This window comes from Methylobacterium sp. E-066 (assembly GCF_022829635.1).
GTDB lineage: Bacteria > Pseudomonadota > Alphaproteobacteria > Rhizobiales > Beijerinckiaceae > Methylobacterium.
The window spans coordinates 1-12716 of sequence record NZ_JAKSYO010000182.1 but is presented as its reverse complement, the minus strand read 5'-3'; the positions used below and the strand labels follow the sequence as shown (position 1 = coordinate 12716).

Below are 12716 nucleotides of genomic sequence, written 5' to 3'. Positions count from 1 at the left end.
TTCCGGCTCCACCATCTTGGCGCAGATGAGGGTCCCTGCGCGATCCCCGTCCAGCGAATCAGGGGGTGAATCATGGGGATCGGTTCGGCAACCCCCAGAAGAATGCGGATTCCGGGAGTTCGAACATGCCGGCCATCGACCGGGCGGAGCTCGATGCGCAGACCGGCGGCGACGCCGAGCTGGCCAATGAGGTGCTGGTGCTGTTTGCCGGGCAATGCCGGTCGATCCTGCCCCGGCTGACCGATCCGTCCCTGCCGAGCGCGCAGCGCGCCGACCTCGCCCACACCCTGAAGGGATCGGCCGCGGGCGTCGGCGCCACGCGGGTGCGCGCCGGCGCGGACGCCACCGAGGCGCAGCTGCGGGCGGGCGCCGAGCTGACGGCGCTCGACGCCCTCGTGCAGGCCGTGGCGGCGGCACTGGCCGAGATCGAGCAAGGGCTTTAAGTTGAAGCGCCGGCTCGCCGCCGAACCGGCATCCCCTGCGGCGGCGAGCGCTCTCAGTTTTAAGAACGCGCTCCCGCCGGGGGCGCTCCGATGCGGCGATCGATCCGGAACGGACCGCCGCCACCGCGCTTGCATTCCACGGCCTCAGCCGCCAAGCAATCACCCCGCCCGTCGAAGCGAGGCCGCTCGACGCGAGCCCGGAGCCTAAGATGCCCAAGATCACTTACGTCGACCACGCCGGGACGGAGAGGACCGTCGAAGGCAGCGTCGGCGCGACCGTGATGGAGACGGCGTTGCGCAACAACGTCCCGGGCATCGACGCGGAATGCGGCGGCGCCTGCGCCTGCGCCACCTGCCACGTCTACGTGGCCGATGCCTGGATCGACGTCGTCGGCAAGGCCCAGGACATGGAGCAGGACATGCTCGATTTCGCCTCCGACGTGCGCGAGAATTCCCGCCTGTCCTGCCAGATCAAGATCGCGCCGAACCTGGACGGGCTGGTGGTCACGACCCCCGCGCAGCAGGGGTAGGCCATCGGGCGCTTAGCTGGGGGGCACAATCCCATCTCGGAGCGATGCGCCAGGAGCCTGCCCATGACGGCGATCGGTTTTCAGCAAGGACGGGGATCAGAGCCTTCCGGGCTGCCTGAGGCGCGTCTTGAGGCCGAGGCGTCCATGCTGGCCGTCGCGAGACAGGATATCGAGGGCGGCCGCTTCATCGCGGATGGCGATCTGGATGCCTGGCTCGAAGCTTGGAAGAGTGGAGAGCCAGTCGAGCTTCCCGAAGCGCCGGCCAATCCATCCAGGCGCTGATGTCGACGTTCCTGCCGCGGGCTGACGCGCCTAATACGTGGCGGAGCGACGACACCCCTTAAATATTGTGCACCGCCCTCACCGCACCAGCGCCCGGGCCGCCGCGTCGAGCCCGTCGAGGGTGAGGGGAAACATGCGGCCGCCCACGAGCCGCTGCACCATCCCGATCGACTGGGTGTAGCCCCAGTGCGTCTCCGGTATCGGGTTCAGCCAGGCCGCCTTCGGGAAATGGTCGAGGAGCCGCTGCATCCAGACGGCGCCGGGCTCCGCGTTCCAATGCTCCACCGAGCCGCCCGGCGTGGCGATCTCGTAGGGGCTCATCGAGGCGTCGCCCACGAACACCACCCGGTAGTCGCTGCCATAGGTGCGGATCACGTCGAGCAGGGGTGTCCGGGCCTCGTGCCGGCGCCGGTTCTCGGTCCAGACCGCCTCGTAGGGGCAGTTGTGGAAATAGTAGTGCGCGAGGTGCTTGAACTCCGAGCGCGCCGCCGAGAACAGCGCCTCCGCCTGCTCGATGTGAAAGTCCATCGAGCCGCCGACGTCGAGGAACAGCAGCACCTTGACGGCGTTGCGCCGCTCCGGCCGCAGCCGCACGTCGATATAGCCCTGGCGCGCGCTCTCGCGGATCGTGCCGTCGAGATCGAGCTCCTCGGCCGCCCCCGTCCGGGCGAAGCGGCGCAGCCGCCGGAGCGCGAGGCGCATGGTGCGCGCGCCGATCTCGCGGTCGTCGTCGAGATCCTTGAACTCGCGCTTGTCCCAGACCTTCACCGCGCGGAAGTTGCGGTTCCCGTCCTGGCCGATGCGGATGCCCTCGGGATTGTAGCCGTAGGCGCCGAACGGCGAGGTTCCGCCGGTGCCGATCCATTTCGAGCCGCCCTGGTGGCGTTCCTTCTGCTCGGCCAGCCGCTGCTTGAGCGTCTCGAACAGCTTGTCCCAGCCGAGAGCCTGCAATTCGGCCTTCTCGGCCTCGGTCAGGTATTTTTCCGCGAGCTTGCGCAGCCATTCCTCGGGGATCGCCGCCGGCTCCACCGCCGCGCCCAGGGTCTCCAGTCCCTTGAACACCGTGCCGAACACCCGGTCGAACCGATCAAGATGCGCCTCATCCTTCACCAGCGCCGTGCGCGACAGGAAGTAGAAGGCCTCGACGTCGTGCTCGGCCAGCCCCCGGTCGAGGGCGCCGAGCAGGGTCAGGTATTCCCCGAGGGAGACGGGAACCTTGGCCTCCCGGAGGGCCGTGAAGAACTGCAGCAGCATCCCCGAAGAACGCGCCAGCAAAACGCCCGGGTCAACCCCAAGCGAATCAGACAAGCTTACGATCGGGCGGGCAGGATTTCTGGGCCTGTTCTCCGAGTCGTCGCAGATGGTCGACAAGATTCATACTGGGACAAAGGCCTAATCCAGGGGCGCCCGGAGAGTCTTCAGCGACCGCGGAGACTCATAAGTTGGGCATAAGTCGTCGAATCTGTTGATATGTACGCGAACAAGCCTCGCGCGGTCACTGAAACCGTCACGGGAATCGCTCAACTGAGGGCATCAGGTGTGTTCAGCCGCGACAACGCGTGCCGCACCAACCGAAGCGAGGAGACCTGCGATGGCGGTCATCCTGCGGAATCTGACGGATTTCAAGCGGTTTCTCGGGAAGCCGGGTGCAACGATTCAGCTGGTGCGCAACACCTTCATGGATCGCCAGCCCGAGGCGACCCGGGAGGCCTACCGCGACAAGGGCATGTACGCGCCGCGTGCCGTGCAGGCCCTGTCACGGAAGGCCGCGGTGTTCACCCTGCGGGGGTTCCCCGGGACCGTGTGGCTGTACTGGGACAAGGGTGCGCGGGGCTGGCGCTTCTCGGGGGACACCGTGATCGTTCCCCTGGTCACCGGCCTCGGACCGGCGGACGAACTCGTCTACCGGTGCAGCTTCGCCGACGGCTTCGAGCCGGCGCCGCGCAACCGGGTGACCCGTCAGGCCAAGCACGCCGAGGCGCATCTCGCCCCGGCGTGAGACGGCCCGCGCCGCTCGACATCCGGCTCACGCCGCGCTCAAGCTTCTTGGCGCGCGGCGGCTTCCTTCTTGACCGGCGGCTTGCCGAGGGCCTTTCCAACCGTGCGCCGGGCGCGAAAAATCGGCTTGGCCTCGTTCTCGCGCTTCTTCAGCAGCGCGCGATACTCGTCCCGCCGCTCGTGGATCGACGCGATCACGAGTCCCATCGGCACGCCGACATCGACCAGCACCGCCTCCGACAATTGCAGGGAGGCCTCGATCGTCTCCGGCACCGCGTCATCGACGCCGAGTTCGTACAGGGCCGAGGCGTGGCGGGCATCGCGCGCGCGGGCGACGATGGTCAGGTCCGGCCGCTCGGCCCGGGCGGCGGCCACCGCCTGCTCGACGGCCCGCGGGTTGTCGAGGGTGACCACCAGGGCGCGCGCCGTGGCGATGTCGCAGCGGCGCAGGATCTCGGTGTTGCCGGAATCCCCGAAATAGACCGGCGCGCCGGCGCGGCGCTGCTCGGCCACCCGGGCCGCATCGGAATCGAGGGCGAGGTAGGGGATCCCGTGCCGGTCCAGCATCTCGCCGACCTGACGGCCGACGCGGCCGTAGCCCGCGATCACCACCCGGTTCTCGATCTTGTCCGGCAGCGGCTCCGACTTCATGGCGGCGAGGCCGGCGCTCGTCGCGCGCCGGCTCAGCCGGCGGCCCAAGGCCGCGAGCGCCGGGATCATGATCATCGTGACGGTGGTCACGATCAGGGCGGCCGCGCCGACATCCTCCGGCACCAGACCGGTGGCGACCGCACCCCCGATCAGCACGAAGGCGAATTCGCCCCCCGGCCCGAGCAGCAGGGCCGCCTCCAGCGCCACCGGCCGGGAGATCTTCAGGGCAGGAGCCGCCATCATCACCACCGCGGCCTTGATGAGGACGAGGGCGAGCGACAGGCCGATGATTGCGCCTGGCGCCGCCATGAGCTGGGCCGGGTCGAGGTTCATGCCCACCGAGACGAAGAACACGCCCAGCAGTAGGCCCTTGAACGGGTCGATGGTGGCCTCGATCGCCCGGCGATACTCGGTCTCAGCCAGCAGCAGCCCGGCCACGAAGGCGCCGAGCGTCATCGACAGCCCGCTCGCCGCAGCCGTCAGCGCGGTGCCGACGATGACCAACAGGCAGGCCGCCATGAACAGCTCGGTTGAGCGCGTCCGCGCCACCAGCTGGAACAGCGGGCGCAGGGCGAGGCGGCCGGCGACCACGATCAGCACCAGCGCGATGGCGGCCTGGCCCAGCGCCATGGCGAGCGCCCAGCCCTTGTCGCCCTCGTCGCCGCGGCCCAGCACCGCGATGGCGAACAGCACCGGCGCCACCGCCAGGTCCTGGAACAGCAAGACCGCGAAGCTCGCCCGGCCGGAGGGCGCGTTGAGCCGCTTCTGCTCGGCCAGGACCGGAAGCACCACCGCGGTCGACGACAAGGCGAGCCCGATCCCGACGATCGCCGCACCGGCGAGCGGCACCTGCAACCCGTAGAGGATCGCTCCGAGGATCAGCGCCGAGCAACCGACCTGCAGCGAGCCGAGGCCGAAGACGAGCCGGCGCAGGGTCCGCAGCCGCTCCCAGGACAGTTCGACCCCGATCATGAACATCAGGAAGATCACGCCGAACTCGGCCAGATGCGAGATCTCGGTGCGATTGCCGATGGTGAAGAGGTGGACGTAGGGGTGGGTGTCGGCGAGCCGCCCGAGGCCGAACGGCCCGAGCAGGGCGCCGGCGCCGATGAAACCCAGCACCGGCGAGATCCGCAGCCGGTGGAACAGCGGCACCACGATGCCCGCGGTAACGAGGAACAGGATCGCTTCCTTGTAGGAGCCGGCATGAACCTCTGGCATCGGCGGCGGATCGAACCTCGTTTTTCCGACCGGTGAGGAAGCCGATCACGGATGCGCGATCATGGGTCGGCACCGGGCGCTGGGCAACCGCTTTCGGCCAAGACAAGGCCGGCGAGGTGCGCTCTGACACAAGCCGGATACACACGTCAGGTGAGGCATTTCAGCCACCCGGGCGGCGCTTGCCGGCGATCCACCGGGGAATGGGTGCAGGGCGGCCCAAAATCGGCACAATGCCCGCATACACGCCGGAGTTAACCGGGGGTTACGTTCGGCCAGGGCCGCGCCTGCATTTGAGTATCCTCCCGAAAGGTGGTTTCCAGCTTTCGGAAAAAGATGATGCGGAACTTGCAGGGGCGAACGCGCCCGCGACAGGACCCGATGGATGTGACGAGGCCGATGATCTCCATCAAGTCGATATTCTCCGGTCCCGCGGCGCCACCGAGTCGCGACCTCGCCCGCGAGCGCCGCCAGTGGAAGCTCGAATCGGACCGGTGGCAGCACCAGCGTCACGTCGACCGCGGCTACCGCATCAAGTGGGGCTACGTGGCGATTGCGTATCTCGTCGAGTTCATGGTGATCGGCGCCTCGCTCTGGGGCGCGTGGCTGTTCGCGGGCGTCTACAGCGACGGCGACTGGCACGCCTTCTACTTCATGCTGCTGGCGCCCCTGGTCTACGCCGCCGTGGAGCTGTGCCGGGTGCCGCTCGGCATCCTGGCCCGGACCCAGCGCTCGCATTTCGTCCGCGGGCTCGCGGTGCTCGGCATCATCTTCGCGGCCGGCGTCACCACCAAGTCGGTGTCGCAGCTCGGCGAGATGATGTTCCATCCCCGCCTGATGGAGGCGGCCAAGACCAAGACCGCCCTCAAGGACGCCCAGGCCGACCGCGCCACGATCGGCGACCGCATCAAGGCGGCGGACGAGCGGGTGGCGCAGTACACGGCCGAGCTCGACCAGATCGAGAAGCGGTCCTCCGACAACGCCCAGCAGCTCGCCGGCCTGCCGGCCCAGCGCTGCGAGCGGGTGTTCGGCACCAACAGCAAGGGCCGGAAATACCAGAACCTGAAATGCTTGGCCGATCCGCGCGTCGCCGCCCTGTCGGCAGGCGTCACCAAGGCCTCGGCCGACCGTGCCGCGCTGATCAAGAACCTGGAGGAGGCCCGCAAGGCGCGCGCAACGCTCGATCCCGGCGCCGCCGACCGGCGGGTGGCCGATGCCGAGCAGGGCTACCGGAACGCGGTCAACCGCTCGCAGCTGCACTCCTTCACCGCCATGGTCTACGGCGTCGACCCGATCGACGTGACCGAGAGCCAGGTCCACGCCTTCCTGCGGATCTTCGTGTTCCTGCCGGCTATCTGCGCGGCCTTCGCGTCGACCATCCTGGCGCTCTGCGCGGTGTCGACCCGCCGGACCTTCATGGATGAGGACGACCTCGGTGCCGCCGTGAACCCGGAGGCCGCGCCGTTCATGCTGGACGCGATCGCCGACGCGCTGCGCTCGAACCCGGAGCCGATCATGCCCCGGGCGGCCAACGCCACCGGCGCGGTGATCCCGATGAACCGGCCGGCCCAGGGCCAGCAGAGCCTGCCCGGCCAGAACCATCCGGGGCAGGCCCTTCCGGGCCAGCAGACCCTCCCAGCCGCGGGAGCCGGCGCATGAACTACGTCGCCGGCGGCACCCCTGAGAACGTCGCCCTCGCCCAGCAGGTGAATTCGCGCCTGCGGGCGGATTCGAGCTACGTCGCGGCCCGGGCCTTCCTGTTCCGGGCGCTGGGCTTCGGCGCCTTCGCGTGCCTGTCCGGCATCGGCGTCGGGGCGGCGGCCTATGGCTGGGCGACCCTCAACCAGTTCGACACGGCGGCGGAAAAGATCGCCGCCGCCATGCAGGCCGCGCTCTCGGACGTGACCCTGAAGACCAAGGGCGAGGTCACGCTGACCGACAACACCCTCAAGCTCGAAGGCCTGCCCAAGATCGGCGGCGGCACGCCGACGCCGACCAAGGCCCAGCTCGGCAGCGACGCCGCTCCGGCCTCGAAGGCGGCCGTGAACACCACCTTCACGGTGTTCAAGCAGGTGCCCTATCTCGACGGCCAGATCGTCACCGGCTGGAACTTCAAGGACAACGCCGACCAGCCCTACCAGCAGTATTGCTACTTCTCCCGCCGCTCCAACGAGTCGAAGGGGCAGGTCGAGATCAAGATCGACCTCGCCATGGACACCAAGACCCTGCCGCAGCCGCAGAAATCCGACGTGAACCTGGAGATCCTGGCCCGGAACTGCGTCTGGCACGAGAAGGGATAGGCCACGTTGCCCGCAGGCGCGCGCGTTTACGTGATCCAGCGCCCCTGCTAGATAACCCAACGTGATGGGTTACCGATGGCAACGATTCTTCGGGCCGGTGGGCTGCGTGTCATCATCTTCGTCGACGACCACGAGCCCGCCCATGTGCACGTCTTCGGGGACGGACACGCCAAGATCAATCTCGCCTCATCGACCGGCGAGCCTGAACTCGTCTGGTCGGCCGGCATGAGCCGGGTCGAGCGCCGACGGGCCTTGAATCTCGTCTCGGAGCATCGGGACCTGCTGCTCGCACGCTGGGAGGAGATCCATGGCTGATCCGACCGACATCTCGGCCACGCGCGAAGCGCCCCCTGGTCCCCGGGCCGAGACGGCGTGCTACGATCGCGCCCGGGGCCGCGTGGTGCTCGACCTCGACAACGGATGCACCTTCGCTTTCCCGCCCCGCTTGGTCCAAGGCCTGGAGAGCGCGAGCGAGGATCAACTCGCCGAGATCGAGCTCCTGGGTTCCGGCTACGGCCTGCATTGGGAAACCCTGGACGTGGACATCTCGGTGCCGGGCCTGTTGGCCGGAATTTTCGGCACCCGCGCCTACATGGCTGCTCGGGCCGGGCGCGCGACCTCCGCGGCCAAAGCCGCCGCGGCGCGCGCCAACGGATCTCGGGGCGGACGCCCGCGCAAGACCGCCCACAGTTGATTCACGCCTCCTGTTCTCCCGGCTAAGGCAAGCGACCGATGCGATTTTCCGGAACCGAGTCCTACGTCGCGACCCCCGACCTGACCGCCGCGGTCAACGCCGCCGTGGTCCTGGAGCGCCCGCTCCTGGTCAAGGGCGAGCCCGGCACCGGCAAGACGGTGCTGGCCGAGGAGATCGCCAAGGGGTTGGGCGCGCCGCTCATCGTCTGGAACATCAAGTCGACCACCAAGGCCCAGCAAGGCCTCTACGAGTACGACGCGGTCTCGCGGCTGCGCGACTCGCAGCTCGGCGACCCGCGGGTCTCGGACATCGGCAACTACATCCGGCGCGGCAAGCTCTGGGAGGCGTTCACCGCCTCCGAGCGGCCGGTGCTGCTGATCGACGAGATCGACAAGGCCGATATCGAGTTCCCCAACGACCTCCTGACCGAACTCGACCGGATGGAGTTTCACGTCTACGAGACCGGCGAGACCGTGAAGGCCGTGCGCCGGCCGATCATGATCATCACGTCGAACAACGAGAAGGAGTTGCCGGACGCGTTCCTGCGCCGCTGCTTCTTCCACTACATCAAGTTCCCGGACGCCGAGACGCTGATGCGCATCATCGACGTCCACTATCCGGGCATCAAGCACCGCCTCGTCGAGGAGGCCCTGCGGGTGTTCCTGGAGACCCGCGAGGTGCCGGGCCTGAAGAAAAAACCCTCGACCTCGGAGCTGCTGGACTGGCTCAAGCTCCTCGTCTCCGAGGATATTTCCCCCGAGACCCTGCGCGAGCGCGACGGCCGCAAGCTGATCCCGCCCCTGCACGGCGCGCTGCTGAAGAACGAGCAGGATGTCAGCCTGTTCGAGAAGCTCGCCTTCATGATGCGCCGGGAGCAGCGGGGCAGCTGAGCCTCAGCCCTCCGTGCCCGCATAGATATCGGTGATCTGCCCCAGCAGTTTCAGGGCGTCGGCCCTGGAACGCTGGAACGCGTTGCGGCCGACGATCGAGCCGAAGCCGCCGCCCGCCTGGATGGCGCGGATCTCGTCGAGGAATTTGTCCTCCTCGGCCTGGGCACCGCCCGAAAAGATCACGATCCGGCGTCCGTTGAAGGCGCATTGCACCACGTGGCGCACCCGTTCGGCCGCGGTGCCGATCGGGATGCCGGTCGACTCGTAGACCTTCTTCGCCGCCGGCTGCTCGATATGGGCGGTGGGCAGCTTGACCTTGATGATGTGGGCCCCGAGTTGCGCCGCGATCTGCGCCGCGTAGCCGATCACGTCGATGGCGGTCTCGCCCTCCTTCGACAGGGCCGAGCCCCGTGCATAGGACCAGATCACCACGGCGAGCCCGACGCTCTTGGCCTCCTCGGCGATCTCCCGGATCTGGCCGTACATGGCGTTGCGGTGGGCCGAGCCCGGATAGATCGTGAAGCCGACCGCGCAGGCGCCGAGCCGCAAGGCATCCGCCACCGAGCCGGTGATCGCCTGCTCGGGATCGTCCTCGTCGGCCAGAAGGTCGTGGTCGTTGAGCTTGAGGATCAGCGGGATCCGCCCGGCATAGTCCCGCGCGCCGGCCTCCAGGAAGCCAAGTGGCGCCGCATAGGCGTTGCAGCCCGCCGCCAGGGCCAACTCGAAATGGTAATGCGGGTCGTAGGCCGGCGGGTTCGGGCCGAAGCTGCGGGCCGGGCCGTGCTCGAAGCCCTGGTCCACCGGCAGGATCAGCATCTTGCCGGTGCCGCCGAGCCGCCCGTGCTCCAGCATCCGGGCGAGGTTGGTGAGGGTGCCGGGGCTGTCGGCCCCGTACCAGGACAGGATCTCGGAAACCCGGGGCGATCGATCCATCGCGCGACCTCCTTCGACAGAGGCCGCCCTCCACGGCATGCCCGGCTTCGGCGGCCCAGCTTTCCGAACCAGTCAGGGCGGCCGAGGTTCCCGCGCGCCGCGCTTTCGGCTAACCGGGCCCCGGCGCGAATCCGGCGCCTGTCGATCCTCCCACGCCGAGAAGGGCTCGCTCCATGCGCAGGCTGATCCTGTTGCGGCACGCCAAGTCGGACCGTCCGGCCGGCGTCGCCGACCACGAACGGCCGCTCAACGACCGCGGCCGCCGGGCCGCGCCGGCCGTGGGCGCCCACCTCGCCGAGGCAGGCTTCCGGCCCGACCTCGCCTTGGTCTCGACCGCCACCCGCACCCGCGAGACCTGGGAGGCGGTCTCCACCGCCCTCGGCGCGCCCGAGGTGCGGTTTCACCGCGAAATCTACGAGGCGCCGTCGGAGCGGATCCTCGGGGTGATCCGGGGCGCGCCGGACGCGGCCGAAACCGTGATCGTCGTCGGCCACAATCCGGGGCTGGGCGACCTCGCCGCAGCACTGGCCGGTGAGGGGCCGCGCAAGGAGCGCACGCGCCTCGCCACGGAATTCCCGACCGCCGCCTACGCGGTGATCGATTTCGAAACGGACACCTGGTCGGCGATCGGCCCGGGGCAGGGCCGGCTGGAGCGGTTCGTGCGCCCGCGGGACATCGACCCGGAACTGGGCGGCTGAGGCTCCGCCGCAAAAGTCCCGGTTTCAGGAGGTCTTGGACCCAGCCCTTTCAAGGTGTTTGCGGCAGCGGCCTGTCCCGCTTGCCCTACGACGCTTGGTTCTTGTAGAGCCCGGTCTGGAAACAACCCCGTCATCCCGGGCTCCGCTTCGCGGCACCCGGGATCCAGAAACACCGTGGGGTCAAGGACTTGCGCCGTCGCCGGCTCGGGATCCCGGGCTCGCCTGCGGCGCCCCGGGGTGACAGGGTGGAGGCTGATGCTTCCGTGGAAATCCGGGTTTCGTGGAACAGGAGCATCTCCCCTTGAGCGATCCCGCTCTCACCTCCGTGCCGTCCCTGCTACGCTTCCCTTGGCGGGGATCGCGGGCGGGCCATCGGACCTGCGCTGCGATCCGAGCCGATTGATCCCGTAGGGGAAATCCAGGACCACGGCCCAATCCGAACACCTTGAAAGGACTGGGTCTCGATCTTTTGAAACCGTGATTGTTCCAGCGATCTCGATGGCCGCTGAGTGCCTGTTTGACCGGTCATTCCCATCCTCACCCTCATCCTGAGCAACCGTTATGCGGGCTCGGTCGCGGGACGCCATGGTGTGCCTCGAGCGAGGACGGTGTTGGCGTAGATGAGCAGCTTTCGGGCGCAGGCGATGAGGGCCTGCTTGTGGGTCTTGCCGCGGGCCTGGAGGCGGGTGCGCAAGGCGACGAGGGCGGGGTTCCAGCGGTAGGAGGCCGGCAGGGCGGCGGTGTAGAGGGCGGTACGCACCCGGGCGCGACCGCCGGCGATGTGGCGCTCGCCGGCGTGCTTGCCGCTGTCGTGGTCGAACGGGGCGAGGCCGGCCAGGCTGGCGGCCTGCTCGCGCGACAGGCGCCCGAGTTCGGGCATCTGCACGACCAGGCGCAGGGCGGTCTTCTCGCCGAGCCCCGGGATCGACAGCAGCAGGTCGAGCCGCTCGGCCAGGTCGGGCTGGGCGCGCAGCTCGGCCGCCAGGCGGGCGAGTTCGCGCGCGGCGCGGTCGCCGGCCCGGCGGGCATCGGCCTCCAGCTGGCGGCGCAGGCGCGGCTCGAGCTGGTGCTCCAGGCGCAGCTTGGCCCGGCTGGCATCCTCGATCGCCTGGTCGATGAACACCAGGCGGTCGGCGAAGGCGCGCAGGCGCGGGTCGGGGGCGGCCCGGGCGTCCTGGTACTCGGCCCGCAGCGCCGTGAAGGCGGCGATCAGCCGAGCGTCGAGGCGGTCGTTCTTGGCCCGGCGCAGATGCATCTCGGCGAACGCCTTGACCTGCAGGGGCTGGTGCAGGCGGACCTCCAAGCCGCGGGCGCGCAGGGCATCGGCGACGCCACGCTCGTAGCCGCCTGACGCTTCCAGGCCGACGCAGGTGACACCGGCGGCGGTGAGTTGGGCGGCCAGGGCGTCCCAGCCCTCGACGGTGTTGGCCACCTGCCACGGCTTGCTGCCGGGCTTGCTGCCGGGCTTGGCGGGCGAGCCGTGGGGCGGCGCCGGATGCAGGGCGATGTCCAGGAACGCCTTGCCGACATCGATCCCGGCCACCGGTCGCGCGCCGGCTTCGGGGGTGCTCTCGGGCCTGCTCTCGGGTGCTCCCTTGGATGTGGGCTTGGGTGTGCTCGTAGGTGCGGTCTTGGCTTGGCGTCGGGGTTTGCTAGAGTGAGCCATCTTCGTCGTCCCATCCTTGCGATGCGAACCGGGCGTTCAATCAACCATCCGGGTCCGATGAAGAGGGCGACTGCGATCCTGCTCAGGACCAGCCCGCGGCGCAGGCCACAGGCTCAGGTGCCAACGATCCGACAGTCGCCGCCGGCTCTGGGGTGGCCACCCCAGAGCCGGCATCCCTCGCGGGACAGGGGCAATCTGACATGATTCTCTAATACAAGGTGCCCGGCGATCGACGATCGCTGGACCTCGAAGGAGCCCTGCAGGGAGCGCCCGGCTGGCTGGATGGCTCCTTCGAGGGGTGCGCTGCCATACCGCCCCGCAGGATGATGGCGTGGGTTGGAGAGGCCAGTCAGACGCCTCCGTAAGCTTGCACCACAGCCATCTGCGGAACACAGTAGACTGACGTACCCGCC

At 68.9% G+C, this 12716-nt stretch carries 14 protein-coding genes; 10 read left to right on the top strand and 4 right to left on the bottom strand.

Features of this window, described 5'->3' with window-relative positions; translation table 11 throughout:
• Positions 1 to 125: 125 nt before the first annotated feature.
• The 3 genes from MKL20_RS25690 to MKL20_RS25680 all read left to right on the top strand — a co-directional run bounded on the left by MKL20_RS25690 (position 126) and on the right by MKL20_RS25680 (position 1255).
• A complete protein-coding gene (locus MKL20_RS25690; RefSeq protein ID WP_244039027.1) occupies positions 126 to 443 on the top strand; it encodes an Hpt domain-containing protein in 318 nt (105 codons plus the stop codon).
• A 209-nt stretch (positions 444 to 652) separates the two neighbouring features.
• Positions 653 to 973 (top strand): 2Fe-2S iron-sulfur cluster-binding protein, encoded by a 321-nt coding sequence (locus MKL20_RS25685; RefSeq protein ID WP_243968342.1) that lies wholly within the window; start codon positions 653 to 655, stop codon positions 971 to 973.
• A 63-nt stretch (positions 974 to 1036) separates the two neighbouring features.
• On the top strand, positions 1037 to 1255 hold the full coding sequence (locus tag MKL20_RS25680; protein ID WP_244039026.1) for a hypothetical protein: 219 nt from the start codon (positions 1037 to 1039) through the stop codon (positions 1253 to 1255).
• Positions 1256 to 1333: 78 nt separating this feature from the next.
• Here the strand turns inward: MKL20_RS25680 and MKL20_RS25675 are convergent, their stop codons facing one another.
• Positions 1334 to 2509, bottom strand: coding sequence for a vWA domain-containing protein (locus tag MKL20_RS25675; RefSeq protein WP_244039025.1), 1176 nt, complete (start codon positions 2507 to 2509; stop codon positions 1334 to 1336).
• A 337-nt stretch (positions 2510 to 2846) separates the two neighbouring features.
• Between MKL20_RS25675 and MKL20_RS25670 the strand changes: the two genes are divergently transcribed.
• The gene (locus MKL20_RS25670; protein WP_243968338.1) at positions 2847 to 3254 is read left to right on the top strand and encodes a hypothetical protein; all 408 of its coding nucleotides are present in this window, start codon (positions 2847 to 2849) and stop codon (positions 3252 to 3254) included.
• 38 nt (positions 3255 to 3292) lie between these two features.
• Here MKL20_RS25670 and MKL20_RS25665 read toward each other — a convergent pair whose 3' ends face one another.
• Positions 3293 to 5125, bottom strand: a complete 1833-nt coding sequence (locus tag MKL20_RS25665) for a cation:proton antiporter (protein WP_244039024.1) — start codon at positions 5123 to 5125, stop codon at positions 3293 to 3295.
• A 378-nt stretch (positions 5126 to 5503) separates the two neighbouring features.
• Here MKL20_RS25665 and MKL20_RS25660 point away from each other — a divergent pair, with 378 nt between their 5' ends.
• The 5 genes from MKL20_RS25660 (at position 5504) to MKL20_RS25640 (ending at position 9006) form a co-directional block, all read left to right on the top strand.
• Complete coding sequence (locus MKL20_RS25660; protein ID WP_244039023.1) at positions 5504 to 6781, top strand: ATPase; 1278 nt, start codon at positions 5504 to 5506, stop codon at positions 6779 to 6781.
• Positions 6778 to 7422: a hypothetical protein gene (locus tag MKL20_RS25655; RefSeq protein WP_244039022.1), complete on the top strand. Its 645-nt coding sequence runs from the start codon at positions 6778 to 6780 to the stop codon at positions 7420 to 7422. The genes MKL20_RS25660 and MKL20_RS25655 overlap by 4 nt, the downstream gene beginning before the upstream one ends.
• A 75-nt stretch (positions 7423 to 7497) precedes the next feature.
• Positions 7498 to 7737: a DUF4160 domain-containing protein gene (locus MKL20_RS25650; RefSeq protein WP_244039021.1), complete on the top strand. Its 240-nt coding sequence runs from the start codon at positions 7498 to 7500 to the stop codon at positions 7735 to 7737.
• Positions 7730 to 8116 carry a DUF2442 domain-containing protein gene (locus MKL20_RS25645; RefSeq protein ID WP_244039020.1) on the top strand — a complete coding sequence of 129 codons (387 nt, stop codon included), beginning with the start codon at positions 7730 to 7732 and terminating at the stop codon, positions 8114 to 8116. The genes MKL20_RS25650 and MKL20_RS25645 overlap by 8 nt, the downstream gene beginning before the upstream one ends.
• A gap of 38 nt (positions 8117 to 8154) precedes the next feature.
• Positions 8155 to 9006: an AAA family ATPase gene (locus tag MKL20_RS25640; RefSeq protein ID WP_244039019.1), complete on the top strand. Its 852-nt coding sequence runs from the start codon at positions 8155 to 8157 to the stop codon at positions 9004 to 9006.
• A 3-nt stretch (positions 9007 to 9009) separates the two neighbouring features.
• Here the strand turns inward: MKL20_RS25640 and MKL20_RS25635 are convergent, their stop codons facing one another.
• Positions 9010 to 9939 (bottom strand): class I fructose-bisphosphate aldolase, encoded by a 930-nt coding sequence (locus MKL20_RS25635; RefSeq protein WP_244039018.1) that lies wholly within the window; start codon positions 9937 to 9939, stop codon positions 9010 to 9012.
• 173 nt (positions 9940 to 10112) lie between these two features.
• On the opposite strand from MKL20_RS25635, the gene MKL20_RS25630 reads away from it, so the two are divergent.
• Positions 10113 to 10637, top strand: coding sequence for a SixA phosphatase family protein (locus tag MKL20_RS25630; RefSeq protein ID WP_244039017.1), 525 nt, complete (start codon positions 10113 to 10115; stop codon positions 10635 to 10637).
• A gap of 559 nt (positions 10638 to 11196) precedes the next feature.
• Here MKL20_RS25630 and MKL20_RS25625 read toward each other — a convergent pair.
• Positions 11197 to 12180, bottom strand: coding sequence for an IS110 family transposase (locus tag MKL20_RS25625; protein ID WP_244039016.1), 984 nt, complete (start codon positions 12178 to 12180; stop codon positions 11197 to 11199).
• Positions 12181 to 12716: the final 536 nt, after the last annotated feature.

Bases quoted from the DNA above. Each gene is read 5' to 3' on its own strand.
- MKL20_RS25670 (WP_243968338.1), top strand. From the start codon at position 2,847: ATGGCGGTCATCCTGCGGAATCTGACGGATTTCAAGCGGTTTCTCGGG.
- MKL20_RS25640 (WP_244039019.1), top strand. From the start codon at position 8,155: ATGCGATTTTCCGGAACCGAGTCCTACGTCGCGACCCCCGACCTGACC.
- MKL20_RS25690 (WP_244039027.1), top strand. From the start codon at position 126: ATGCCGGCCATCGACCGGGCGGAGCTCGATGCGCAGACCGGCGGCGAC.
- MKL20_RS25645 (WP_244039020.1), top strand. From the start codon at position 7,730: ATGGCTGATCCGACCGACATCTCGGCCACGCGCGAAGCGCCCCCTGGT.
- MKL20_RS25680 (WP_244039026.1), top strand. From the start codon at position 1,037: ATGACGGCGATCGGTTTTCAGCAAGGACGGGGATCAGAGCCTTCCGGG.
- MKL20_RS25675 (WP_244039025.1), bottom strand. From the start codon at position 2,509: ATGCTGCTGCAGTTCTTCACGGCCCTCCGGGAGGCCAAGGTTCCCGTC.
- MKL20_RS25650 (WP_244039021.1), top strand. From the start codon at position 7,498: ATGGCAACGATTCTTCGGGCCGGTGGGCTGCGTGTCATCATCTTCGTC.
- MKL20_RS25665 (WP_244039024.1), bottom strand. From the start codon at position 5,125: ATGCCAGAGGTTCATGCCGGCTCCTACAAGGAAGCGATCCTGTTCCTC.
- MKL20_RS25660 (WP_244039023.1), top strand. From the start codon at position 5,504: ATGGATGTGACGAGGCCGATGATCTCCATCAAGTCGATATTCTCCGGT.
- MKL20_RS25630 (WP_244039017.1), top strand. From the start codon at position 10,113: ATGCGCAGGCTGATCCTGTTGCGGCACGCCAAGTCGGACCGTCCGGCC.
- MKL20_RS25635 (WP_244039018.1), bottom strand. From the start codon at position 9,939: ATGGATCGATCGCCCCGGGTTTCCGAGATCCTGTCCTGGTACGGGGCC.
- MKL20_RS25655 (WP_244039022.1), top strand. From the start codon at position 6,778: ATGAACTACGTCGCCGGCGGCACCCCTGAGAACGTCGCCCTCGCCCAG.
- MKL20_RS25685 (WP_243968342.1), top strand. From the start codon at position 653: ATGCCCAAGATCACTTACGTCGACCACGCCGGGACGGAGAGGACCGTC.